Annotated in this window: 24 protein-coding genes; 9 read left to right on the top strand and 15 right to left on the bottom strand. The window is 37.9% G+C overall.

What is annotated here, in order from left to right; all coding sequences use genetic code 11:
• Positions 1–11: 11 nt before the first annotated feature.
• Positions 12–602, top strand: a complete 591-nt coding sequence (gene pth / locus RI844_RS00910) for an aminoacyl-tRNA hydrolase (RefSeq protein WP_348396608.1) — start codon at positions 12–14, stop codon at positions 600–602.
• Positions 603–619: 17 nt separating this feature from the next.
• Entirely contained in the window at positions 620–1,711 is a 1,092-nt protein-coding gene (gene ychF / locus RI844_RS00905; protein ID WP_348396607.1) for a redox-regulated ATPase YchF, read from the top strand.
• 85 nt (positions 1,712–1,796) lie between these two features.
• Here ychF and RI844_RS00900 read toward each other — a convergent pair whose 3' ends face one another.
• Both RI844_RS00900 and RI844_RS00895 read right to left on the bottom strand, forming a co-directional pair.
• A complete protein-coding gene (locus RI844_RS00900) occupies positions 1,797–3,434 on the bottom strand; it encodes an AMP-binding protein (protein ID WP_348396606.1) in 1,638 nt (545 codons plus the stop codon).
• 115 nt (positions 3,435–3,549) lie between these two features.
• On the bottom strand, positions 3,550–5,865 hold the full coding sequence (locus RI844_RS00895; RefSeq protein WP_348396605.1) for an immune inhibitor A domain-containing protein: 2,316 nt from the start codon (positions 5,863–5,865) through the stop codon (positions 3,550–3,552).
• 660 nt (positions 5,866–6,525) lie between these two features.
• Between RI844_RS00895 and RI844_RS00890 the strand changes: the two genes are divergently transcribed.
• Complete coding sequence (locus tag RI844_RS00890; RefSeq protein WP_348396604.1) at positions 6,526–6,975, top strand: hypothetical protein; 450 nt, start codon at positions 6,526–6,528, stop codon at positions 6,973–6,975.
• A 118-nt stretch (positions 6,976–7,093) separates the two neighbouring features.
• Here RI844_RS00890 and RI844_RS00885 read toward each other — a convergent pair whose 3' ends face one another.
• Entirely contained in the window at positions 7,094–7,303 is a 210-nt protein-coding gene (locus RI844_RS00885) for a cold-shock protein (protein ID WP_348396603.1), read from the bottom strand.
• 479 nt (positions 7,304–7,782) lie between these two features.
• Between RI844_RS00885 and RI844_RS00880 the strand changes: the two genes are divergently transcribed.
• Positions 7,783–8,169 carry a hypothetical protein gene (locus RI844_RS00880; RefSeq protein ID WP_348396602.1) on the top strand — a complete coding sequence of 129 codons (387 nt, stop codon included), beginning with the start codon at positions 7,783–7,785 and terminating at the stop codon, positions 8,167–8,169.
• 58 nt (positions 8,170–8,227) lie between these two features.
• On the opposite strand, the gene truC is transcribed toward RI844_RS00880, so the two are convergent.
• Positions 8,228–9,007, bottom strand: a complete 780-nt coding sequence (gene truC / locus RI844_RS00875) for a tRNA pseudouridine(65) synthase TruC (protein ID WP_348396601.1) — start codon at positions 9,005–9,007, stop codon at positions 8,228–8,230.
• A complete protein-coding gene (locus tag RI844_RS00870) occupies positions 8,994–9,344 on the bottom strand; it encodes a YqcC family protein (RefSeq protein WP_348396600.1) in 351 nt (116 codons plus the stop codon). Before RI844_RS00870 ends, truC begins: the two co-directional genes overlap by 14 nt.
• A gap of 34 nt (positions 9,345–9,378) precedes the next feature.
• Here RI844_RS00870 and RI844_RS00865 point away from each other — a divergent pair, with 34 nt between their 5' ends.
• The 4 genes from RI844_RS00865 to RI844_RS00850 all read left to right on the top strand — a co-directional run bounded on the left by RI844_RS00865 (position 9,379) and on the right by RI844_RS00850 (position 13,484).
• Complete coding sequence (locus RI844_RS00865; RefSeq protein WP_348396599.1) at positions 9,379–10,497, top strand: DUF3549 family protein; 1,119 nt, start codon at positions 9,379–9,381, stop codon at positions 10,495–10,497.
• 27 nt (positions 10,498–10,524) lie between these two features.
• Entirely contained in the window at positions 10,525–10,824 is a 300-nt protein-coding gene (locus tag RI844_RS00860) for a DUF3301 domain-containing protein (RefSeq protein WP_348396598.1), read from the top strand.
• A 156-nt stretch (positions 10,825–10,980) separates the two neighbouring features.
• The gene (locus tag RI844_RS00855) at positions 10,981–12,447 is read left to right on the top strand and encodes a hypothetical protein (protein WP_348396597.1); all 1,467 of its coding nucleotides are present in this window, start codon (positions 10,981–10,983) and stop codon (positions 12,445–12,447) included.
• Entirely contained in the window at positions 12,444–13,484 is a 1,041-nt protein-coding gene (locus tag RI844_RS00850; RefSeq protein ID WP_348396596.1) for a M14 family metallopeptidase, read from the top strand. The genes RI844_RS00855 and RI844_RS00850 overlap by 4 nt, the downstream gene beginning before the upstream one ends.
• A 13-nt stretch (positions 13,485–13,497) precedes the next feature.
• On the opposite strand, the gene RI844_RS00845 is transcribed toward RI844_RS00850, so the two are convergent.
• The 6 genes from RI844_RS00845 to RI844_RS00820 form a co-directional block, all read right to left on the bottom strand.
• The gene (locus RI844_RS00845) at positions 13,498–14,463 is read right to left on the bottom strand and encodes a prenyltransferase (protein ID WP_348396595.1); all 966 of its coding nucleotides are present in this window, start codon (positions 14,461–14,463) and stop codon (positions 13,498–13,500) included.
• A complete protein-coding gene (locus tag RI844_RS00840; protein WP_348396594.1) occupies positions 14,463–14,888 on the bottom strand; it encodes a potassium channel family protein in 426 nt (141 codons plus the stop codon). Before RI844_RS00840 ends, RI844_RS00845 begins: the two co-directional genes overlap by 1 nt.
• Before the next feature lie 94 nt (positions 14,889–14,982).
• Positions 14,983–16,464, bottom strand: coding sequence for an ATP-binding protein (locus RI844_RS00835; protein ID WP_348396593.1), 1,482 nt, complete (start codon positions 16,462–16,464; stop codon positions 14,983–14,985).
• Positions 16,461–17,183 (bottom strand): response regulator transcription factor, encoded by a 723-nt coding sequence (locus RI844_RS00830; RefSeq protein WP_348396592.1) that lies wholly within the window; start codon positions 17,181–17,183, stop codon positions 16,461–16,463. The genes RI844_RS00835 and RI844_RS00830 overlap by 4 nt, the downstream gene beginning before the upstream one ends.
• Before the next feature lie 53 nt (positions 17,184–17,236).
• On the bottom strand, positions 17,237–17,977 hold the full coding sequence (locus RI844_RS00825; protein ID WP_348396591.1) for a spondin domain-containing protein: 741 nt from the start codon (positions 17,975–17,977) through the stop codon (positions 17,237–17,239).
• Between the two features lie 9 nt (positions 17,978–17,986).
• The gene (locus tag RI844_RS00820) at positions 17,987–18,694 is read right to left on the bottom strand and encodes a spondin domain-containing protein (RefSeq protein ID WP_348396590.1); all 708 of its coding nucleotides are present in this window, start codon (positions 18,692–18,694) and stop codon (positions 17,987–17,989) included.
• Positions 18,695–18,950: 256 nt separating this feature from the next.
• Here RI844_RS00820 and RI844_RS00815 point away from each other — a divergent pair, with 256 nt between their 5' ends.
• Positions 18,951–19,958: a YhdH/YhfP family quinone oxidoreductase gene (locus RI844_RS00815; RefSeq protein WP_348396589.1), complete on the top strand. Its 1,008-nt coding sequence runs from the start codon at positions 18,951–18,953 to the stop codon at positions 19,956–19,958.
• 181 nt (positions 19,959–20,139) lie between these two features.
• Here RI844_RS00815 and RI844_RS00810 read toward each other — a convergent pair whose 3' ends face one another.
• The 4 genes from RI844_RS00810 to RI844_RS00795 form a co-directional block, all read right to left on the bottom strand.
• Positions 20,140–20,367 (bottom strand): glutaredoxin family protein, encoded by a 228-nt coding sequence (locus RI844_RS00810; protein WP_348396588.1) that lies wholly within the window; start codon positions 20,365–20,367, stop codon positions 20,140–20,142.
• 13 nt (positions 20,368–20,380) lie between these two features.
• A complete protein-coding gene (locus tag RI844_RS00805; protein ID WP_348396587.1) occupies positions 20,381–20,980 on the bottom strand; it encodes a protein-disulfide isomerase in 600 nt (199 codons plus the stop codon).
• A gap of 84 nt (positions 20,981–21,064) precedes the next feature.
• On the bottom strand, positions 21,065–21,568 hold the full coding sequence (locus RI844_RS00800; RefSeq protein ID WP_348396586.1) for a hypothetical protein: 504 nt from the start codon (positions 21,566–21,568) through the stop codon (positions 21,065–21,067).
• Positions 21,569–21,673: 105 nt separating this feature from the next.
• Positions 21,674–22,135: a YybH family protein gene (locus RI844_RS00795; RefSeq protein WP_348396585.1), complete on the bottom strand. Its 462-nt coding sequence runs from the start codon at positions 22,133–22,135 to the stop codon at positions 21,674–21,676.
• Between the last annotated feature and the right edge of the window lie 327 nt (positions 22,136–22,462).

Raw genomic sequence — 22,462 nt, 5'->3', positions numbered from 1 at the left:
AAGGAATCTCCTTGACGACTAATATTCAGTTGGTTGTGGGCCTGGGTAATCCAGGCCCCGAATATACCAAAACCCGCCATAATGCAGGTGTCTGGTTCGTAGAAGAACTGGCAAGACAATACAACATTTCCTTATCGCCCGATAAAAAATACAGCGGCTTATATGGCAAAGGCCTTATTGGCGCTGAAATTGTCCATTTACTGATCCCTACTACCTTTATGAATCGCAGTGGTAAAGCAGTTGCTCCATTGGCGAATTTTTTCCGTATCCCGGTAGAAAACATCTTAGTTGCTCACGACGAGTTAGACTTAGATCCAGGCGTTTGTAAAATAAAACAAGGCGGTGGCCACGGCGGTCATAATGGCTTAAGAGATATCATCTCTTGCATGGCTAATAATAAAAATTTTTATCGGCTTAGGATCGGCATCGGCCATCCTGGGCATAGAGACCGGGTAACCGGTTACGTGCTGGGTAAAGCTCCGGCAAGTGAACAAACCTTATTAGAGCAAAGCATCGATGAAGGTGCTCGTTGTTTTGAGATCTGGGAAAAAGATGGTCTCAAAAAAGCTCAAAATAGACTTCATACTTTTAAAGCAAGCTAAACACACAGGAACTTATCATGGGATTTAAATGTGGCATTGTCGGTTTACCAAACGTCGGTAAATCAACTTTATTTAACGCATTAACGCAAGCCGGTATTGAAGCCGCTAACTTTCCGTTTTGTACAATTGAGCCAAACACCGGCGTAGTTCCTGTACCTGACCCGCGTTTAGACAAATTAGCTAGCATAGTTAACCCTGAGCGCGTATTACCAACCACCATGGAATTTGTTGATATCGCCGGCCTAGTTGCAGGTGCGTCAAAAGGTGAAGGGTTAGGTAATAAATTCTTAGCCAACATCCGTGAAACAGATGCAATAGGCCATGTAGTTCGTTGTTTTGACAATGAAAACATTGTGCATGTTGCTGGTGATGTAAACCCGCAAGACGATATTGACGTTATCAATACTGAATTAGCCCTTGCTGACATGGATACTGCTGAACGCGCTATATTTCGTCAAGCAAAACGCGCTAAAGGCGGCGATAAAGACGCTAAATTTGAAGTGTCGGTATTAGAAAAAATACTTAAGCACGTTGAAGACGGCGAAATGATCCGCTCTTTAGACCTGACTAAAGAAGAACTTGCCGCAGTTGCTTATTTTAATTTCTTAACCTCTAAACCAACCATGTACATTGCTAATGTAAATGATGATGGCTTTGAAGATAATCCATATTTAGACAAAGTGCGGGAAATTGCTGAAAAAGAAGGCGCAGTAGTGGTTGCTGTTTGTGCTGAAATCGAAAGTGAATTGTCAGAGATGGACGAAGACGAACGCGTTGAATTTATGGAAGACTTGGGGATTACTGAACCGGGCCTAAATCGAGTAATATATTCAGGTTATAGCTTATTGCACCTGCAAACTTACTTCACCGCTGGCGTTAAAGAAGTACGTGCATGGACAGTAAAAGTAGATGCTACCGCCCCACAGGCAGCTGGCGTTATTCATACAGATTTTGAAAAAGGTTTTATCCGCGCTGAAATTATTGGCTACGATGACTACATTGATAACAATGGTGAATCTGGCGCTAAAGAAGCCGGTAAATGGCGTTTAGAAGGGAAAGAGTACAAAGTTAAAGACGGTGATGTAATTCACTTCAGGTTTAACGTATAGAACGTATTTTATCTCTCTAAATAAAACCCTGATAGTTTATCCAACTAACAGGGTTTTTTATTAATTCTGACTCAACATTTATTAATTACGGTTCAACGACTACTTTATTTTTATCATTTTGAGGTAGCTTAGCTGAGTAAAATTGTTCAATACTAGCGCGCTTTAATTTTAATGTTGGCGTTAATAGTTCATTTTCAATATCCCAGGCATCACCGCAAACATAGATAAAATCTAAGCGCTGATGACTTTCTAGTTCATTATTTACTTCTTTAATAGTCGCCAGCAACCCTTGCTGAATAATTTTGTCATGCCTGTCGATACCTTCGCCTAACACAACTAATGCAATAGGCTGTTTAAGCCCTAACCCCATGACACACACTTGTTCAATTGAACTGTTACGACATAACATACCTTCAATTGGCACGGGCACAACATACTTACCTTTAGACGTTTTAAACTGCTCTTTAATACGCCCTACTATTTTAAAGGCTCCATCATTGGATATTTCCCCTTTATCCCCGGTATGAAACCAATCGTCGGTGAATTCTTGCGCGGTCGCTTCTGGATTTAAATAATACTGCTTGAATACGGCATCACCACGGATCAAAATTTCTTGTTGCTCTGACAATTTCATTTCGACGCATTCAACGGGCACACCAATAGTGCCAAGCATTGAGACTTTAAATGGGAAGTTACCACAAGATAAACCAGAAGTTTCAGTCATGCCCCACCCCTCGCTGATGTTGATGCCTAACTTTTGGTACCAGTCTAATAATGATATAGCAATTGGCGCTGAACCACAGGCAAAAACTCTTGTCGCCGACAAACCCAATTTTTTTCTTATTTTCTTAGCTACTTGCTTGCCTATAATTGGCAAACTCAGCAACAACTTGAGTTTTTTAGCCGGCATTTTTACAAATATTTGGGCTTGAAACTTTGCCCATAATCTAGGGACTGAGAGGAAACATGTAGGTGATGCATGCTGTAAGTCATCTATGAAGGTATCTAAGCCTTCGACAAAATAAACCTGCATAGCTGAATCAAAAGCGGCACATTCAACAACACTGCGCTCAGTAATATGAGCAAGGGGTAAGTAAGATACAAACCTATCATTGCGAGTGACTTCAATACTCTCACAAGTGCTACGGGCAGCACTAGCAAGGTTTAAATAGCTTATCATAACCCCTTTGGGGTCACCGGTTGTACCTGATGTATAAACAATAGACATACAATCATCTAAAGCAGACATATGAATATTTTCTAACGGTGAGTATGTGTTTAACCAATTTAGCCAGCTCTCTTTACAGCTTAAAGTTGGATATGGAAAAGATATGGTTAGCAGGTCATCGCTCACCCCTGCCTGTGTTGCTTCAAACGAATCAAGTTTACCAATAAACATGGCTTTCATCGCACTATGCTCAATAACATAACGAATTGTTTTAGCCCCTGCGGTAGAATAGATAGGGACACTGATCATGCCCGCCATCATTATGGCTAAATCAACAATAAACCATTCGGCACAGTTTTTAGATAAAATGCCAATGCGATCACCTTGCTCAAAGCCCTGGTTTATCAAACCAGAAGCAATTTTTCTCGCTTGTTGCTCTACTTCAGTAAAAGAAAAAGTGTGCCATACACCACTTATGGGTTGATGTAAAAATTCTTGTTCACGGTATTTTTGGCTATTTTCTAAAAAGTTATGCAGAGCCGTTTGGTAGGTCATTTCATATCCTATTTTTTGTTCTAAAAAATAGTATAGGTAATTTATCTTTAGGTTACAAAGGGGGAAAGGATCAAAAGCGCATGAACTGCGCCTTTGAAAAAGTAAAAGTTATAATTTAACGATAAATTAAAATTTTACCTACGGTTCCGTCTTTACTTTGAGAAACAACTCTAATTTTTAACCCATAGGTAGGAACATTTCTACCTGCGTCAGGAATATCTGCCGAAATAAATGATGTACTGTCATCAAACTCCGGATTACGCTGAGTGAAGTTATCTGTTAATGATATGCCATAACTATCTTTCAGATCCAAGGTAACATTCGAATCTTTTGTTAACGAGAATGTAGCGTCATGTACTTGATAACGTGTAGAGGCTACTTCTTGATCATTCCATTTATTACTATGTCTATCCGCATCAACCACACCTAAGAAGCCATCACCCGGATGATCACCTACCCAATTATTATCAAAGGCATTATCTACGTACCAAATTAATAATCCTGGTTCAAACGGTAATAATTGCCCGGCCACACTAACATGAGCTAATCCAGCATCAATACCATTGTGCGATCGCCACTCAGCCAAGTAATAATGATCAGAGAGTTTTGAACCTTTATCAGTGCTGAAGCCCATTAATGACATAGGTTCATTTTCAGTATCTGCATTTGCCATAAATGTAGCGTTACCATCTACGGTTAAGTTAATATCATCGATATAAATACCAGGATTGGCCACGTAACCATCTGTTTCATAAGCTAGGTAAACTTCAATGGTTTCACCGGCAAAAGCTGATAAATCAAATTCAGCATCAACCCAGCCATTAGAGCTACCTGTAATTGCATTACCTCTATTTTGGTCATTTGGATTTTCATCGGTTGTTATATTGCCTTTTACAAAACTAACGCCCGTTGAACTTAATACATATACATAAGCATAATCCCAATCGGTTTCAATATCATACCAAGTTTTGAAGGTTAACTTTGCCGAAGTCGCTAAGCTCAAATCGCCTGCAAACATCATTTCGTTAAATAAGTTATCTCCAGAGCCACTAAAATAAGCATATTCACCACTGCTTGGTTGGGTAATAAACGTTTGTTTTTGCGGCAAGTTAATTCTTATCGCATCATTATTACTGCCTTTAGTTACAGCTTCATCAAGTAAACCAGTTAAGCCTTTACTATCAATTTGATCGTACTCAACAGTAGCGCCATGTAACCAATTTCCCCCCATAGAATGCTGTAGAGACTCTTTTGCCCAGGCACTAAAACCAGTCGGCTCCGTGCCGCCAATTTTACCAGCCCAACTGCCACTAGACATTATTGACCAGGAAGAAACAGGCTCACCTCTACCAGTATAATTAGTGTCGTATTCATCAGGTAAACCTAGATCATGACCGTATTCGTGGCTTACAACCCCAACAGCACTGTCAGCTGGTTGAATGGTATAGTCATAGGCTGCCATAACGCCGCCCCAATATGGAACTTCTGCACTGGTACCTTCAACAGCAAAGACTCCACCTAAGTTCCAGCGATGAGCCCAAATAGCATCCTCGCCAAGCTGTCCACCACCAGCTTCTTCACCGACACTTGAATGGAATATCATAACGTGATCAACTAATCCGTCTGGCTCCCATACATTACCGTCTCCGTCTAAGTCGTAGCGGTCTTCGATATCATAATCAGCTAAGTCAACGCTTGGATCTGCTGCTGCATGCATTAATGCTTCCCGAACTAATGAACGTGCATCACCATCTTCATTGTTACCGTAGAATGCGGCAGGCTTTTGTGCCATATACCAACCAGCAACAGCCCCTTCAACAGAATAACTACCACCTGATTGAGCTTCATAATACATTTTCATTGAATTGGCTTTATGACCATTGGGTGCAAACCAGCCATCAGCGCCAAATAATATGTCGGCATAATGAGCGGGGGTGTAGTCTTCAAAATACATTCCAGTATTTTCAGCTAGAATTGAATTATGTTCAAAGTCTGGAAACTCAATTAATAATGCTAATACCTTAGCAGTTCGAACATCTCCCTCATAACTTTCTAACATTACAGGTGCTGGTGCATTTTTTTTAGCTTGACCTAATTTGTTACCTTGACCATTTGTTAATGAATGATGCAATTTATTTTTGCCACTCGACTTGAACATTTTTGCTACGTCAAAGTCTTGAACTCCAGCTTTCGCTCGCTCCTGTTGTTGGCGTGTTTTTAAATAACCACTTAACGCTGCTTCTGCGTCATTCATGCTGGCATCTTTTGATATTTTTCCTGACTCTCTCAGCATTTCAATTAGCTTATGCTCGTTAGCAACGGCCAAATCAAATGCGCCAGAACTCTTACTCTGTGCATGTGAAGCTGCATTAGTTACACAAGATAACCCCGCCAACACTAAAGCTAGAGATATTTTTTTTGAATTAAACATTCAAACTCCCACATATATTATTAATTTTATTTTTGATTTAACGATCTACGACTTCTTAAATTTATTATTTAGGAAATCAAATTTAACTATTTAAAATAATCAAACAGAGGACGTTAAAAATTTGTTAACAAACGAATTGTTAGCATATGAGTGTAAGAAATAAGAATAATTTTTCTAGAACAAAAAATTATAACAAACAAGTTTACCTAAACCTTCGTAGGTAAAGGCTTGCAAGGTTATTCATATAGGACAAAAAAACAATAAGATACGTTCAAATAAGCAGCAACAACATCAAAACAATTATAAAAGTTCGGTGGGTTGTCACCTCAATATTTGATTAAAATGGGTAAATATTCACATTATTGCTTATAAGCATTTTTTATAGAAACTTAAAAAAACTGTAGTTAATTGGAATAAATGTGCAACTATATTTTTTACTATTTTGGCTAAAAACTTAAAAGTACGAATGATTAGTGAGAAATTACTAATATTTATTAGGGGTTGGCTTCTCAAACCGTCTGATTTTTTAATGTTTAAGCGAGTAAATCATTAAACTTATTCTATTGGTTTCCATCAACTATTTAATCAGCTTAAGGCATAACAGCTATACTTCTTATGTGTAAAATCACTAATGCATGTTAATTCGAAGAGAACAAAGGCATGAGCGAAGACAACTCAACAAGTAAATGGGACATTGAAACACCCGAATGGCAATGGCTAACCACACAAATTTCACGTGAGCATAGTCACATAAATCAAAGAATGACTTGGTACGTAACCTCTCAGGCTTTTTTATTCACAGGGTTTGCGATCAGCACTGGGGTAAATGGCAATAAAGTAGTAGCCGATATATTGTGGTTACTAATTCCGATTGGCTCTATCATTCTTTCTATTATGGTGTGGTTTTCACTTAGCTCAACCAGAGAGTCGATAAAGTTACTTTCAGATGAGCGTTTTAAACGTTCAAATCAAGCATTCAAAAACTTTTGGAATAGTGACAAGCGCAAGAAATTGATCTTATTAGGTGATGCCCCCTCCAAATATACGCCCATCCTATTTGTAATAATTTGGACAACCTTGCTGTTAAATTATGTATCTATCTATCAATAAATTGCAGACTTACAGAATTTAATTTAGATCTGACTCTGTTTATTTATATTTATTTTCAGGCATAAAAAAAGCCGATGCAATCATCGACTTTCTTGAGTAGCGTAAGCTAGAGTAAAACTTATAAAGGTTTTACGTTCTCAGCTTGTGGGCCTTTTTGGCCTTGAACTACTTCAAATTCAACTTGTTGACCGTCAGTCAATGTACGACGACCTGTACCTTCGATAGCACGGAAATGAACAAATACATCTGGACCTTCAGATTGTTCGATAAATCCGAAACCTTTCTCGTCGTTAAACCATTTTACTGTACCGCTTTTCATATCAGACATAATATCTTCCTAAATTTATAAATTAATTGTGTTACAACTCCGACATGGAGATATAGCTTTTTTCATGTATTACTTATTATGTCGAGATGTTGGAACTTGTTGAACTTATAAATCGAGATAAAACGTATTGCATTTCAAGCTTGCGCAAAGGAGTATACCGGTTTAAATAGTGTTAGCAAGTATTAAAGTAGTTATTTTCTATAAAGTTGCAAAAATGTAAAGCAAGCTGATGGGTGATACCAATTCTATTAATTATGTGATCTACTTTTTATTGAGGAAAAAGGGGTAAATACAAGGCATAAAATTTTATAACGCAGTAGTTATTCATTTTAACCAGTAAAAATGAGCAGATAATTAATGGACTTGGTATATACACTTATTTTGTAATTTTGCATTACAAAATATGACATTAGACAAGGTTGTTCTACACTAATTAATAAGTGAATTTCGCTTAAACATCAAAAAAATGGAGAATGGATATGGATATTCAACAATCAATACAGACTATAATCACCCTTGCCAACGGTGTTAACCCAATTACAGGTGAAGTTTTTCCGGCAGAATCGCCTTATAACAGTCCCGAAATTATCAGAGCTCTATTCACGTGTTTAGAACATATCAAAAATCCGCTTAAACGAGGAAGAATGAGTGTTGAACAAAAACAACAGGCAAATGAGCTTAAAGGGCTACCTAAGAATTGTGGCTTGCCTTGGACAGGAGACGTTAAAACGAGTTTAGCGGAAAACTTTAATAACGGAGAAAACTTCAAACAACTAGCTCAGCATTTTCAGCGCACTACCGCATCGATTAAAGCTGAATTACTAAAACAAGGCTTAATAACTGAAGATGACAGTAAAAGGTATTAACAATGTATTACCTTAAAGCATTAACAGTACTGATGAGTTGCTTTTAATGCTTACTATTCTAGTCAGGAGTTTGCCAATTCAGTTCAGTAAATACACATTCCCAGTCTTGGTCAAATTCTGCAGTTATACAAACAGCTTCATTCGTTATTGGGTGATTAAACTTTAATTTTTGCGCATGAAGCATTAACCGTTTAAAACCAAAATGTTCACCAAAGAATGGGTTTTGTTTATTATCACCATAATTAATATCGCCGATTATTGGATGACGTAAATGTGCCAGATGTCGTCTTATCTGATGACGTCTACCAGTATGTGGCTTTAATTGCACCAAAGAATAGCGAACACTAGGAAACTTGCCTAATGGAATAGGTAAAGATGCAGTGCAAATACTTTTATAATCAGTTATAGCATCTTGTGGCGGTTTATCTTGAGATACAAATTTATCACCGAGCTTGTCCAGCTTTTCTTTTAATGGGTAATCAACTTGCCCTTCTCCCTCAAGAAATCCGCGAGTTATAGCGTAATAGGTTTTTTTAATCGTTTTATCGGTAAATGCTTGACCCATTTTACGGGCAACATCTTCAGACAGCCCAAATAACAGCACACCTGATGTTGGTCTGTCTAGGCGATGTAATGGATATACATACTTTCCCACCATATCTCTGACCAATTGTAGAGCAAAGTACTTTTCATCTCTATCCATAAATGAGCGATGAACAAATAGGCCACTAGGTTTATTGACTGCGACTAAGTGCTCATCTTGATAAAGAATGGTCAAGCTAGGAGGCACATCGTCACACTCTACCTCATTGGTGTTAGCGTTATTATTTTCTAACATAAAGGCTTTGCTCTCTTTTACCACTTAATAACTCATCTATGTCAGCAATTAAATTTATTAAATTCGCAGCCAACTCGCCCTTATGTTTAAAAGACTCCTCAGCCATAGGGCAAAGTGATATTTGTGCCGGCAGCGCCATTTTATCAGCTACTAATGCTTTCATACGCTCAATAAAAATAAACTGTAGCCATTGTGCAAAAGTTAAGGTATCGATACAAAATGGTTGTAAGCTACTAAGCTCCTGTTCTGTAGGGCGCTGTTGTTGCCATAAGTTTAATGCTTTAAGCTCTGCTGCCAATTTAGAGAGTAAAACAAGTAAGTGCTTTGAATTTGCCAATAGGTACTCAATTAAAAATTACATGGAGTTAAGTGTGAATTATAATTATAATCACGCCATTATTCATCGATTATCTGTATTAACTGGCTGCTTACCTAACATTATGAACAATATTTCTACCATTTCAGAGCTTTTACAACTTTCTGATTCGTCATATCGCTTATACGATATGGGCCGAAAAGTGACTAAAATAAGCAAGCGAGAATTTGAAAAAGTTGAACAGGCAATGCAGCCTTATCCTTATCCCATTCAAGGACACGCTTGTTTTGCCATTGTGTTTTGGCAGAATAAACCAGATATTCCTTATATTTGGTTTGTAAAGTTTCCATTGGATGAACGCGGTCTATTAAATCAAGGTGCTCGTAATCATTATTTAGCGATTATTCTTGAGGCATTAGGCAGTGATCTAACCCAAGATCCAACAACAAAACAAGAAGAATTGTTACAAGCTAACCCCTATAACTTCACTCCAACTCAATACAAATTAGCGGCATTAAATGCTGTGGTTAAACGTGATTTGAAGCAAAAATCTTCTGAGTATTACGAACATTGTCAGCTATTTTTTTCCGGAAAGCTTGGTTGGGAAACCTGGCAAGGGGTTGGTGTTCAAGGCTTGTGTGATTTTGCTGCTCGAATAGATACCGAAGAAAACTGCAACGCATTGATGCAAGCCTTACCACACTTACCTATAACAGTATTTACGCCTCTTTGTTCAGCATTAGAAAACCAAGTATTGCCAATTTCTTTACTTACACAACTTATTGAAATGGCGCAAAATGAATTAACCAAAGGTTCTACTGACTTCGAGTGTTTGGCTAATTTAATTAGAGCAATTTCAGCCAGTGCTGAAAACCCATTAGTTAAAACGCTTATCATAGAAGTTATAAAAGCAAAACAAGTAGCCGATTTGAATGTATTACTCACCATTTCTGGACGAGCTTGGTTCGCTTTGACCGATTTGAATACGTTAACCTTATTCTTAGAGAAACTGGTCAGTATTGTTGAGCAAAATGTATTTATGGCTGTATTTCAGGATTTAATTGCACTGCCAGCAATTAGGCCATCATTATTGCAATGCATTCGTTCCCCACAACGCAGTGAAAAACTGGCTAACGCTATTGGCAAAATATTTACTCAAGTAAAAAACAACTAAAAAATAAATAGAATAATAGGAATTACCATGGCTGAGATATACGTTTTACTGTTTGCGTTTTTAATTATTTGGTATTTTGTTTTTCTACGCAAAGTTGCAGAGCGTGCTCGTGCCTTAGCAGAACAACACTGTGAACAAAACAGCTTGCAATTTATCGCAATAGCCCGCACAAAAACTGGGGTTGGCTGTTCAAAAAGGCAAGGTTTATTCATTAAAAGCGTATTCGAATTTGAATTTAGTGGTGATGGTGAAAGTAGTTATAACGGATATTTAACCATGCATGGAGTAAAACCATTTAATTTCGATTTACCCGCTTATAAAGTTTAATACCTCATCAGTAAACAGAAGCTCTGATCGGGTTAATTAACCATTATAACTAACCCGATTAACAAACCTGCTACATCTTTGACCTTAATCAACAAACCACCTAATACAAAAGTGCATCCTATATAGTACCGAATAGCTATCAAAAGTGCGTACTTCATGGGGCGAAATATAGAAAATCTCGAATATTGCCAAACAGATTATGAAGATTTTCAACAATGCTTGTACCAACAACTTGAGCAACTTAAAGATGTATTAGCTAAGCCGACTTTTGGCCAGGAACCGCTAAAATTAGGTGCTGAATTAGAGTTGTATCTTGTTGATGAACATGGCCAAGTTAGTTTGAGTAATCAGCTGTTACTTGATCAACTACAAGACGAGCAATTTCAACATGAATTAAATCAATACAACCTAGAGTTGAATTTATCCCCGGTTAAACAATCAGGTAAACCCTTTAGTGCTTTACTAACAGAAATGAAGCTTAAAACTGATAAACTCAACAAGGTTGCGGAGCAATATAATATTTCTGTTGTACCGATTGGGATTTTGCCTACCTTAAAACAACAACATTTAAACAGTGAATTCATGACCGACTTAGGTCGTTATCATTGTTTATCGAAACAGCTTTATCAACAACGCGGTGATGATTTTAGCATTAACATCAGTGGAGAAGAGCCAGTATCAATCACCGTGAGTGATATTTGTGCTGAGGGAGCAAACACTTCTTTTCAAGTGCATATGATGACGCCAATTGAAAAATTTAACCAAGTGTTTAATGCCGCTCAATTAACCTTGCCTCTAGTAACAGCTATAGCAGCAAATTCGCCGTTATTTTTAGGTAAACGGTTATGGGATGAAACTCGAATAGCATTGTTTAAACAATCCATTGATATTCGCCAACAAAAAAGTGCTTGGCAAGAACCCGCCAGAGTTAATTTTGGCTTTGGTTGGCTAAGAGACAATGTGTGGCAGCTTTTTGCTGAAGCAGTTTCTTTATATCCTCCGGTTTTGCCGGTTATGCTAAATTCTAAACCAAATGGCAAGCTACCACGCCTGGATGAGTTGTCTTTACATATGGGCACACTTTGGCCTTGGCACAGGCCAATATATGATCACCATAACAATGGTCACATGCGTATTGAATTTAGAGCGATCCCTGCAGGTCCAACAAATATAGACATGTTGGCTAATGCGGCCTTTGCTATTGGTTTAGCGAATGGGCTGGCAAGCAATATAGATGAAATGACTGCAATAGTCCCTTTTCGCTACGCGGAATACAATTTCTACCGCGCGGCAAAGCACGGTCTGGAAGCCAAAATATTATGGCCATTAAAAAATAAATACCACGCAGAAGAAACTAACATCACCGATGTTATTGCTGCATTAATGCCTGTCGCTAGAAAAGGTTTACAAGATCTAAATATTGATAACGATGAAATATCTCTATTTCTTGACGTAATTGACCAACGTTTACAGCACAAAGTCACCGGTGCTATTTGGCAAAAACGATCTCAGAAACACTATGAACAAACCCTTGATAAAGACAGTGCCTGTCAAGCGCTCGTCCAAGAATATATTAAGAATGTCAAAACGGGCAAACCAGTATCAAGTTGGAAGCAATTATGAGCATAGACTTTAACGAAATAAATTATTTACAAGACCCCGATCAAAATCATTTAAAAGCCGATTATGATCAATTCCTGATGTCGATTAGCGGGCCTACGGTCATTGATATCTCTGGCAAAGATCAATCTAGAACTCGAGTGATCACAACATTGATTCATGGTAACGAATCGTCGGGGCTCATTGCAATCCATAGGTGGCTTACAGCAATCGACTCTACTTCACGGCCGGTAACTAACCTTAGATTCATTTTTTGCTCCCCTGAAGCAGCCAGCAAAAGCCCGAGATTAAGCCACAGGATATTACCAGGAGGAATGGATCTCAATCGATGCTTCGGTAAAGACATAGACTACGGATACTTCAAACGGGCGCAAATAATAGAACAAGCTGTTTTAGACGTCAGCCCTGAAGTTGTAGTTGATTTGCATAATACTTCCGGCTTTAGCCCCGCTTTTTCGGTCAGCACGGCTAAAAATGAAATGGCATTATCGTTAACCTCCTTATTTTGCCAATCATTGGTTTTATCTGACATTCGCTTAGGCGCATTAATGGAGCAAGATTTTGGCTGTGAAGCCATAACAATAGAATGTGGCAGTAGTGAAGATGCTCAATCTCATGAAGTTGCCTTTATGGGGATTGATAAACTTGCAAGTTATGATGATATTAGTTGTTGTCATCATAAACTTAACGTAGATATTTATTTAAAACCGCTGCGCCTACGATTAAAACCAGACGTTGAACTCTCTTATAGCTGTATTGATGAAGGCAGAGATGGCCTAACCCTTTGCAATAATATAGAACAACATAACTTTGGAGTTATCAGGGCTAATCAAATGCTGGGCTGGGTTGATGATCATGGTTTAAATAATTTACAGGTAATTGATACAAGTGGTGTTGATGTCATAAATACTTATTTTGCCCTACGCGACAATCAACTAGTGTCAAAAGTAGACTTAGATATTTTTATGGCAACTAAAAACCAAGATATTGCTAAATCAGACTGTTTGCTATATTTAGTGCCACAAAAATTTAAATTGTAATGTACCCAAAAGCCTAATTTAATGTCGATGTCAGTATGCAAATTGCTAGTAATAATGGGGTGAAGTTAGCCGCTATTACATTTAAGCCCAAGGATTTTTGCATTGCTGACGTTGGTATAGTTTGATGTTTGTTGCAAGCATTTTTAAGCTCTCTTACAGATTCAACACCAGCCAACATGGGTATTAAGGCAAAATAACTGAGTTTAGGTAATACGTTATGAAAACTAGCCAATATAACTACCGCAGCACTGCATATTAAAAATACCGTATAAACGACTAGTGAGTTATTGATACCGTAAGTTATAACTATATGCTTTCTTCCAACACTTTTATCAGCATCAACATCTGGAATTTGGTTCAATAATAAAAGGTTACTGACTAGAAATAAACATACCGCCCCTGCTGACATTGCCGTCACAGAAAAATGACCTGTCAACACAAAGTCAGTTCCTACAACCATTAATGCGCCAAAACCAATTCCAGGTGCAAATAAACACAGCAATGGTGATTTATTTATGTAACGGGTATAGGTAATAATGATCGTTATACCTATTACACCAAGTGGTAAAATAGTAGTGCCAAATTGGTAAATGAAATAGCATCCACAAAGCATTGTAACAGCAATAGATATCAATACCGTTTTCAGCACTAAAGGAGCTGCCATCGAGTTTTCAATTAAGCCGCCACTACCACCACTGAACGGCGTTTTAATGGTTTTAAAATCTAACCCCGAATGAAAGTCTTGATATTCATTTAAAGTATTAACGGCTATGTGAGCTGAAAACGCTCCAACTAAACAGATACTAAAGTCAAACCAACTAATCACAGCATCAGAATAAATTGCAGTAGACAAGCCTAAGAGCACACAAAACAAGGTAAGTGTTAAAAAAGGTAATCGCATTGTTTTTAACAAGGTGGCAAAATTTGAACTTTGCCCCTTAAATTGTTTAGCTTGTACCGTGCTATTAATTTTCACCATTAATGTTTATTCCAATAGCGCTGCATTTCTAAAAATAAAAATGATGCTGTCCAGGTAATTAACACAAGACCGGTTAAAGATTCGATGCCAGTAAAAAATCTAATCGCACCAAAAGGGGCGATATCACCAAACCCCAATGTAGTAAAACTAGTAAATGAATAATACGCACAGTCGAGCAAACTGCCATCGAAATTACCTTCTAAATAACCAAATCGTTCAGATTTAAGCATTAGAAAGTACGCTACGGCAAAAATCCAAATTTCAATACAATGTGCAACCAGTGCGCCAAAAACGCCAATAACAATTTGATATTTATTTTTGTAATGCAGGTAAGGTAATTTTTTTGATAATGCTAACAAAACTTCATAATGCAAGAGTACTACAAGTGCCACTATCACGATATTAATTAGGGTTAATGCAAGCATTTAGGTAACTTTTAAAGCAATTAGGTAACTGTTATCTTAAGGTTTTTATCCGCTATTACAACCGTAAATTAAAAGTAGAGAAGTACACTTATAATTAGTTTTGCGCTTTCCGTAAGTTAAAACTAAAGCGTGTGCCTTTCCCTAATCTGCTAGTAACTTTAATTTCAATATTAAGCAGTTGCAGTAAACGTTTAGTAATGGCCAAACCTAAGCCATTGTGTTTATGCTCATTGTTAACTGCGTTACTGGCACGATACCTTGGTTCAAATATATAGGCTATTTCTTCTTTTTTTATCCCCGTACCATTATCATTAATAGATAAATGACATTGGCTGGCGTCTACATCATTAACCTCTAGTCTAACTTCTCCTTGGGCCGAAGTGTGACGAAGCGCATTTTCAATAAGGTTGGTTAATACCCGGTCAAGTTTACCTATATCACAATAAACCTGCACATTGGTTTGCCATGGTGAAATGGTTAAATTTATCTGTTGCTTTTCAGCTTGCAAACTAAACTTTGCCACTACGTCATAAATTAATTCAACTAAATTAAAGGTTTCTTGCTCTACTGATACCTGCCCACTTTCTAGATGGGCCAATTCAAATATTTGATCAATTAATTGATTTAATTGTTGGCAATTTCTCATTACTGTTTGCATAAATTCAATTTTCTTTGCCGCAGATAAATTAGCAGAGTTTAGGCTGAGTGTTTCTATATAACCCTGCATAGCAGCTAAGGGGGTACGTAAATCATGAGAAATGTGAGCGAGTAACTCGCGTCGCTCATTATCGGTACTGGTAAGTTGGTCGAATTGAAAATTGATTTGTTCAACCATTTGTACAAACATACACCCCACTAATTGAACTTCATTATTACTTTGGTTTTTCCATCTGGTTAAATTAACCTTAGATTTATCAAACCGACTTTCAATAAATATCTGCATATCATGTTGCAATTGTCGAACCGGATTTGTGACATATCGAAATAAACCAAGCATTAAAATAAATAAAAATAAAATTGCTGCCACAGTTAACACCATATACATTTTTAACTGCCGATTAAGTTGATTTGAATTAAAAACCGTATCGTACTGTTCACCGGCAACAATCACATATAAATAGCCTTTTAACTGGTCGCCATTAAATACTGGCGCCGCTGAGAATATTTTTTGTCTATTTGTATGCCTAGGATCGTCGCCCAATATGGGTAAAGGTGCCTGGTTTTTAATGAGATTAAAGATAGGTACTAAGCTAATTTGTTGGCGTTTAATCAATGATTGGTCAGCTGAGTAAGTGAGAATATTGCCACTAGGGTCAATAAAATAGAATTCAAACGCTGGGCCTAATACCATGAGGGTATGAAACAAATTTTCTAATGCACTTTGATCGTAATTTCCTGTTTGTAATAATGGGTTGTCACGAGCGAGATTGGCCGCTAATGAAAGATGCAATCGCTGTTGCGATAAGTAACGGGATTGTTGCCCTACTTGCTCAGACCACAAATAAAACACACTCGCGATAGCGATAAAAACGAACGTAAGCGCTAATGATAATCGCTGATAAAGCGACAGTTTCATGCACACACACCTTGTCGATTAAACTTATAACCTACGCCCCAAACCGTTTGCACAATTTCAGGTTGATTTGGGTCTTTTTCAAGCTTATTACGCAAACGATTAATATGAGAATTTACGGTATGTTCATAACCGCTATGATGATAGCCCCAAACAGAACTTAATAACTGAGTGCGGGTGAAGACTTGATCGGGGTGTGATGCAAGGTATAACAATAAATCAAACTCTGTAGAAGTAAGATCTAATGCATTACCATTAAAGCTCGTTTGATGGGTAAGCTGGTCAATTAATAAGTCGCCCACAGAGATAGATTGCTCAGGTATAGCTTGTTGCTGCGAATGCAGCTTAGTTAATAAATGAGCCTTGCGTAACTGGCTACGAACTCTAGCTTGTAATTCACGAACACTAAACGGCTTTGTCATGTAATCATCAGCCCCAAGTTCTAAACCTAAAACGCGGTCAGTTTCGGAGCTTCGCGAAGTTAATATCATAATTGCCTGCTCTGGTTTTGCTATGCGTACCTGTCTACAAATATCTAAGCCCGATATCTGTGGCAGCATCACATCAAGAATAATCAATGCATAGGTTTTACTTAACGCCTTCTGTAAACCTTGTTCACCACAGGCGCAATGCTCCGTTTGCAACGATAATTCACTAAGTTGCACGCCGATCAAATCAGCGATATCCTGTTCATCTTCTACAACAAGTACAGTATCTGTCATGGTCCCACCAAAGCACTGAATCTCTCAGTGGGATATAACAGCACCCACCAGTACTATTCAGTACGAGTTATCGTGACTCTCAAGGTAGGGTTGTCAAAACGATGTGAAAAGTTCAACGTTGATCCTGTCAGGCCATCATTTTTAGTAACTATACCTGGATGCATGGCAACAAAATCAACATCATCACGAGCGTTATTGAAGCCCTCTCCCTCTGCTGCAGGTCCAGGAATGGAAGCCGTTGACTCCGTATTTTTCTCGGTACCTGAATCATAAGAACCAGTTAACATGGAAATACTTTCGCCCACAGCTAAATTTTCTAATGACATTGAGTTGATACCAGTAAACGCATCATTGGTATTTACTAACATAGTGGCAATTGATAGTTGCGTTGGTACAATTTCGACACTAGTTACCATGATAGTGTCGGACATACCCGGCATAAGTACACCATCCCCAGAGGCACTCGCTAAAACCACATCTAAATTTAACACTTGTGAGTTGTCGCCACTTTCAGCTAACGCCTCTAATGCAGTGGATGCTGATTCACCAACCATCCAAAGGTTTCCTTCATTATGCAACACCACAGCTATAGGTGACATAGGTTGAGCATTGGTTAAATTAACAACCGATACTTCATAACTTACAGTTACCGGATCAACAATTGTAACTGTAGTGTCTATGTCATTATTGCTATAACTATCTCCATCACAAGCAGTGATTAAGAACGCACTTGCGATAGCGATTGCGACCATAACTTTATTAACTTGTTTGTCTTGGCTTTTAACGGTATTCATAACAAACTCCTACTTAACCACAACAGTAACTTTAGCGACTGGATTTAACCAACGATGTATTGTTGGGTTTAAATCACTTGAACCGCCCATTACATCCATATCACCAAGGTTTCCAGGATGAATATGAACATACGTATTTGCTTGGCTTGCTGAAACGCCACTTGCACCACTACCAGCATCCATACCTGGAGCAGCGGGAATGCCTGGCACACCAGGAGCACCACCACCATTGACGATTTCATCATTTGCTTCAGTGCCCGCATCATATGCGTTTAATGTAAATGAGTAAGTACCCGCTTCCATTGGGATCATCCAGCTATCTAAACCAACAAAACCATCGTTACTTGGCAGTATCATCGCCGCAATAGATAAATAGTTATTACCTGCAGATGTACTTAGCATTGTCGTGGTCGACATCGCTGGCGCGAGCAACCCCTCAGCAGGGTTTTCACTTATATCTGCAGCAGCACCTGTCAGCAACAATGACACCCCTGAAATATCCCCCCCTTCTGCCATCGCTTGTAACTCAGAGCTGGCCATTTCTCCAGATCTAAATATTGATGTATCGCCATTGTGAGCAGCGACGATAATCGGGGTGTAATAAATGCCTTGGGTTAAATTAGTGACAGTAACTTCAAGCTCTGCTGCCTCAACAGCAGGTATAGTCGTTAATAAAAAAACTGCTGGTAGTATAAGTTTGGTGTTGATTGCATTCATAATTATTCCTCTATTATGTTATTTATTAATATTGTTGTTGATTAAGATTAAAAACAGTATGAGCAAAAAAAATGGCAAAGTTTTCACGATAAAATCACAAAACTATCACAAAAGAAATGTGCAAATGTTATTAAATTTCTTGAAATTTAAACGTGTATTTTCGGTTCTGGAAATAAGACTTAGACTAAAGTTAACTCGCAGCTAATCGACTGCTTTGCTACTATTATTTAATACTAATTAGCGAAGAAGAATTAATATGAGTCAATTAAATACCTTTAAAGCATTACTCGTTGAAGAAGTAGCGGATAATAAATTTACCCAAAAAATTACAGAGCGAACTCTCGCAGATCTACCGGACAATGATTTACTAATAGATGTGTATTACTCATCGTTAAATTTTAAAGATGCGCTATCTGCATCAGGAAATAAAGGGGTTAGCAAAGCTTACCCGCACACACCTGGTATTGATGCAGCTGGTATTGTTATTGAAGATAAATCAGGTACATTCAATCCTGGTGATGAGGTATTAGTATTTGGCTACGATCTAGGGATGAATACTTCTGGGGGGTTAGCTCAGCGAATTTCAATCCCGGCGAACTGGGCAGTTAATCGCCCCGCTACGTTATCACTTAAAGAAGCAATGGTTTATGGCACTGGTGGTTTAACCGCTGCACTGTGTATTGAAAAAATTGAACGTATGGGCGCAACACCTAAAGATGGCCCTGTTGCTGTAACAGGTGCAACTGGTGGGGTTGGCAGCGTCAGTATTGCGTTATTAAAACAACTCGGTTATTCGGTTACAGCCTTTTCCGGTAAACCTGAACAAAGTGGACATTTAATTGAACTTGGCGCTGCTGAAGTTCTTCACCGAGATGTAATTAATGAAATTGCTGAGCGTCCGATGGGCAAAGGTATTTGGGCTCATGGTATTGATACACTTGGTGGCGATTACCTGGCTAATTTATTAAAACAAATTAAACCCGGCGGTGGCGTGTCAGCTTGTGGTTTAGTCTCTTCGCCATTTTTCTCAACCAATGTATTTCCATTTATTACACGAGGAATATCGTTATTGGGAATTGATTCGGTAAATATTGCTTTAACAGACAAACAGCATATTTGGCAACGTGTAGCTACCGATATGAAATTACCGAACCTTGAATCACTATCTACAGAAATATCACTAGATAAAGTACCTGAATACTTAGAAAAATTCATCGAAGGTAAAGCCGTCGGCCGTTATGTGGTAAATATAAAAGACGCGTAGATTTAACTTTGATAAACATTAGCCAATATTTTAACACCCATGTTAGATTGGCATTCCTTCGTCCCTGAAGTGAGCCAACTATATAACATCCATGTTTAGTTGGCATTCCTTCGTCCTTGAAGTAAAAAAAGAGCCTTATTAATAAGGCTCTTTTAGTTATTACTTTTGGGGTTGAGTTTAGCTACTTACTGTATAAGTTTTGAAAGCCTTTTACCGTAAAGCCATTTAAAAATTGATCGCCAATTTTCAACACTGGTACGCCCCGATATCCAGTTAAACTGTATTCTTTTCGCCCCGCGGCAGTGCTCACATTACAAAGCCTATACTTAATACCATTTTGGTCTAAATATTTTTTAGCGCTGTCGCAATGTGGGCAACTATTCTTAGTAAATAGTACGACGCGTTTCATGTATTTAAGCTGCTCATTTAAGTTCTAGTTCAACCGCTTCGACAATTTTTTCGGGTTTGGTTAAATACAAGTTATGATTTAACAATACTAAGCGGTCATCTACCGCCAGCATTAACGCAGGAAATGCCGTTGTTTGGATAATTTCTTGAATTTCAGCGATATCAGCAAGTAAGTAATCTGCATCTTTACTTAGCTCTGATTTAAATACCTTCGCCGGTGGCGAAAATTTAAATTGTTCAATAACTGCATCAAAATCGTCTTTATCGGTTAAAGGGTTATTTTCAACAAAGTGCTGATGCTGCAGTGTATTTAACAATTCTAAAGCTTTATCAGGTTGTTTATTTTGTACCCATGCCATAACATTAGCAGCCATATAACTGTCTTTAGCGTTATCGGCATCACGGATGTAGTCCATACCAAAATTAGCTGCACTTTGCCGTGACACTGTTTCAGCAGAACTTTTACCTGGGCTGTCATTACCTTCGTAATAGGCAGTGTGCCACAGGTGGATTGGCATTTCAGGATAAGCTTTGCTAATGCTGTTTACCAAGGCAGTAGTCGCATAACTCCATGGACAATGTGAGTCGTAAATAAAAAATAATTCAGTGGTCATAGTAAATGTCTTTGCTCATTGTATTCAATAGATGGATTTTAATTAGTTTTTCACTAATAAGCCAAATAATTTTAACAACAGCAACTAACGTTTCTCTAAAGTTTGGATAATTTTATTCTTTTTAGTCTGTATTGTCTTTAAAATGGCAGGTAAAGCAGCTAGTACATATTCAACGCTTTCATTTTGCACTTCTAGCTTAGTGCTAGGTTCACCATTTTGACCTACTACGCATTGCTTAGTTTCTATACCTGTTTGTATATCTTTATTAGTAAACAACAAACCTTCTACTTGACTTTGGAACTTCAGAAACTGCTTTTCTGCGGCTTGCGCATCAGGCAAACTTTTGCGTTGTAAATAACCGTATTTTTTAATGATTTGTTCGACCGCAACTTGTTGCCACTGAGAGGTAAATGTTGCATGACTAGAGTCAGCCCAAATGAACTGGTTTATTTGATCATTCAAATTTGAGTGTGTGCTGTAGTCACAATCTGGAATTGGTGGCGGACCTTCATTACCTCCATCACTTGAACATGCTGCTAAAGCAGTGATGAGGGTTATATTTATTATTTTTTTAGTTGTAATAAACATTATGTGAATTCCTTAAATAACAAAGTTTAATCAAAGTATAGACCACAATAAAAAAGAGGAATATTCATTATCATGAACCTCCTCCTTTATATTAATTTAATCCTCTTAACTTTCAGGCTCGTCAGCGCAATGCCAAGCCACAAACTTCCAGGATTTGCCATCTCTTACTAACACATCACTACAGCGACCATGGGAAGTATCAGCCTTTCCGTCTTTAGAAATGGTACCATTAGAAAAGTAATAATGCGCTACGGCTGTATCTCCATGCACTACAATTCCAGTAGGAGTGTAATCAGAAACCACATTTTTACCACCATTAGAAAATTGAAACTTTTCCCATCGTTGAATGGACGCGCGGTTACGTGGCATAGGTGTGGCATTACCCCATGCTAACAGATCTTCAGTTGCCCATTTATTGGTCCAATTTGAGTCTTGTTTTTCAATATCCGCATAAGAAGCAATTACTACTTCCCAAACTTCAGATTGCTCTTTGGTTAGTTGATTGGCAGCACTTGTAAATGCGGTAAAAACCATTAATAGGCTTATTATTTTTACACAGTATTTCATCTTTTTATTCCTTCAATATAGTTCGCCACGGCTTACTAACTCCATTGTAATTGACTATCACCTACTTCAGTGAAATGCCAACTATGAGTAAAGACGAATGTGCGATTGTCGCTCACTAAATATAGTACATTTATAAATAGACAAGTTATTTAATCATTTTTGCCAGTATATATAATTTTATAAGCTAGATATTGGCCTCCAGCTATTTACTTGTCGTTACAAAACATTTACATTCTAATTTGAATAATAATTAAACAAATCACCTACGTAGATTAAGTAAGCTACCAGTCAAACTGTTGAATTCATTGCGCTAATCAATTGAATTTT

Origin of the sequence: Thalassotalea fonticola (assembly GCF_032911225.1) — a bacterium.
GTDB lineage: Bacteria > Pseudomonadota > Gammaproteobacteria > Enterobacterales > Alteromonadaceae > Thalassotalea_A > Thalassotalea_A fonticola.
The sequence above is the reverse complement of the archived record's forward strand: the minus strand, read 5'-3'. Positions and strand labels throughout refer to the sequence as shown.

What these genes read in the sequence shown, in the direction of transcription:
- RI844_RS00900 (WP_348396606.1), bottom strand. Translation starts at nt 3,434, where the DNA reads ATGACCTACCAAACGGCTCTGCATAACTTTTTAGAAAATAGCCAAAAA.
- RI844_RS00880 (WP_348396602.1), top strand. Translation starts at nt 7,783, where the DNA reads ATGGATATTCAACAATCAATACAGACTATAATCACCCTTGCCAACGGT.
- RI844_RS00850 (WP_348396596.1), top strand. Translation starts at nt 12,444, where the DNA reads ATGAGCATAGACTTTAACGAAATAAATTATTTACAAGACCCCGATCAA.
- RI844_RS00860 (WP_348396598.1), top strand. Translation starts at nt 10,525, where the DNA reads ATGGCTGAGATATACGTTTTACTGTTTGCGTTTTTAATTATTTGGTAT.
- RI844_RS00845 (WP_348396595.1), bottom strand. Translation starts at nt 14,463, where the DNA reads ATGGTGAAAATTAATAGCACGGTACAAGCTAAACAATTTAAGGGGCAA.
- RI844_RS00830 (WP_348396592.1), bottom strand. Translation starts at nt 17,183, where the DNA reads ATGACAGATACTGTACTTGTTGTAGAAGATGAACAGGATATCGCTGAT.
- RI844_RS00855 (WP_348396597.1), top strand. Translation starts at nt 10,981, where the DNA reads ATGGGGCGAAATATAGAAAATCTCGAATATTGCCAAACAGATTATGAA.
- RI844_RS00805 (WP_348396587.1), bottom strand. Translation starts at nt 20,980, where the DNA reads ATGACCACTGAATTATTTTTTATTTACGACTCACATTGTCCATGGAGT.
- RI844_RS00835 (WP_348396593.1), bottom strand. Translation starts at nt 16,464, where the DNA reads ATGAAACTGTCGCTTTATCAGCGATTATCATTAGCGCTTACGTTCGTT.
- RI844_RS00885 (WP_348396603.1), bottom strand. Translation starts at nt 7,303, where the DNA reads ATGTCTGATATGAAAAGCGGTACAGTAAAATGGTTTAACGACGAGAAA.
- RI844_RS00895 (WP_348396605.1), bottom strand. Translation starts at nt 5,865, where the DNA reads ATGTTTAATTCAAAAAAAATATCTCTAGCTTTAGTGTTGGCGGGGTTA.
- RI844_RS00795 (WP_348396585.1), bottom strand. Translation starts at nt 22,135, where the DNA reads ATGAAATACTGTGTAAAAATAATAAGCCTATTAATGGTTTTTACCGCA.
- RI844_RS00810 (WP_348396588.1), bottom strand. Translation starts at nt 20,367, where the DNA reads ATGAAACGCGTCGTACTATTTACTAAGAATAGTTGCCCACATTGCGAC.
- truC (WP_348396601.1), bottom strand. Translation starts at nt 9,007, where the DNA reads ATGTTAGAAAATAATAACGCTAACACCAATGAGGTAGAGTGTGACGAT.
- RI844_RS00840 (WP_348396594.1), bottom strand. Translation starts at nt 14,888, where the DNA reads ATGCTTGCATTAACCCTAATTAATATCGTGATAGTGGCACTTGTAGTA.
- RI844_RS00815 (WP_348396589.1), top strand. Translation starts at nt 18,951, where the DNA reads ATGAGTCAATTAAATACCTTTAAAGCATTACTCGTTGAAGAAGTAGCG.
- RI844_RS00890 (WP_348396604.1), top strand. Translation starts at nt 6,526, where the DNA reads ATGAGCGAAGACAACTCAACAAGTAAATGGGACATTGAAACACCCGAA.
- RI844_RS00800 (WP_348396586.1), bottom strand. Translation starts at nt 21,568, where the DNA reads ATGTTTATTACAACTAAAAAAATAATAAATATAACCCTCATCACTGCT.
- RI844_RS00825 (WP_348396591.1), bottom strand. Translation starts at nt 17,977, where the DNA reads ATGAATACCGTTAAAAGCCAAGACAAACAAGTTAATAAAGTTATGGTC.
- RI844_RS00820 (WP_348396590.1), bottom strand. Translation starts at nt 18,694, where the DNA reads ATGAATGCAATCAACACCAAACTTATACTACCAGCAGTTTTTTTATTA.
- ychF (WP_348396607.1), top strand. Translation starts at nt 620, where the DNA reads ATGGGATTTAAATGTGGCATTGTCGGTTTACCAAACGTCGGTAAATCA.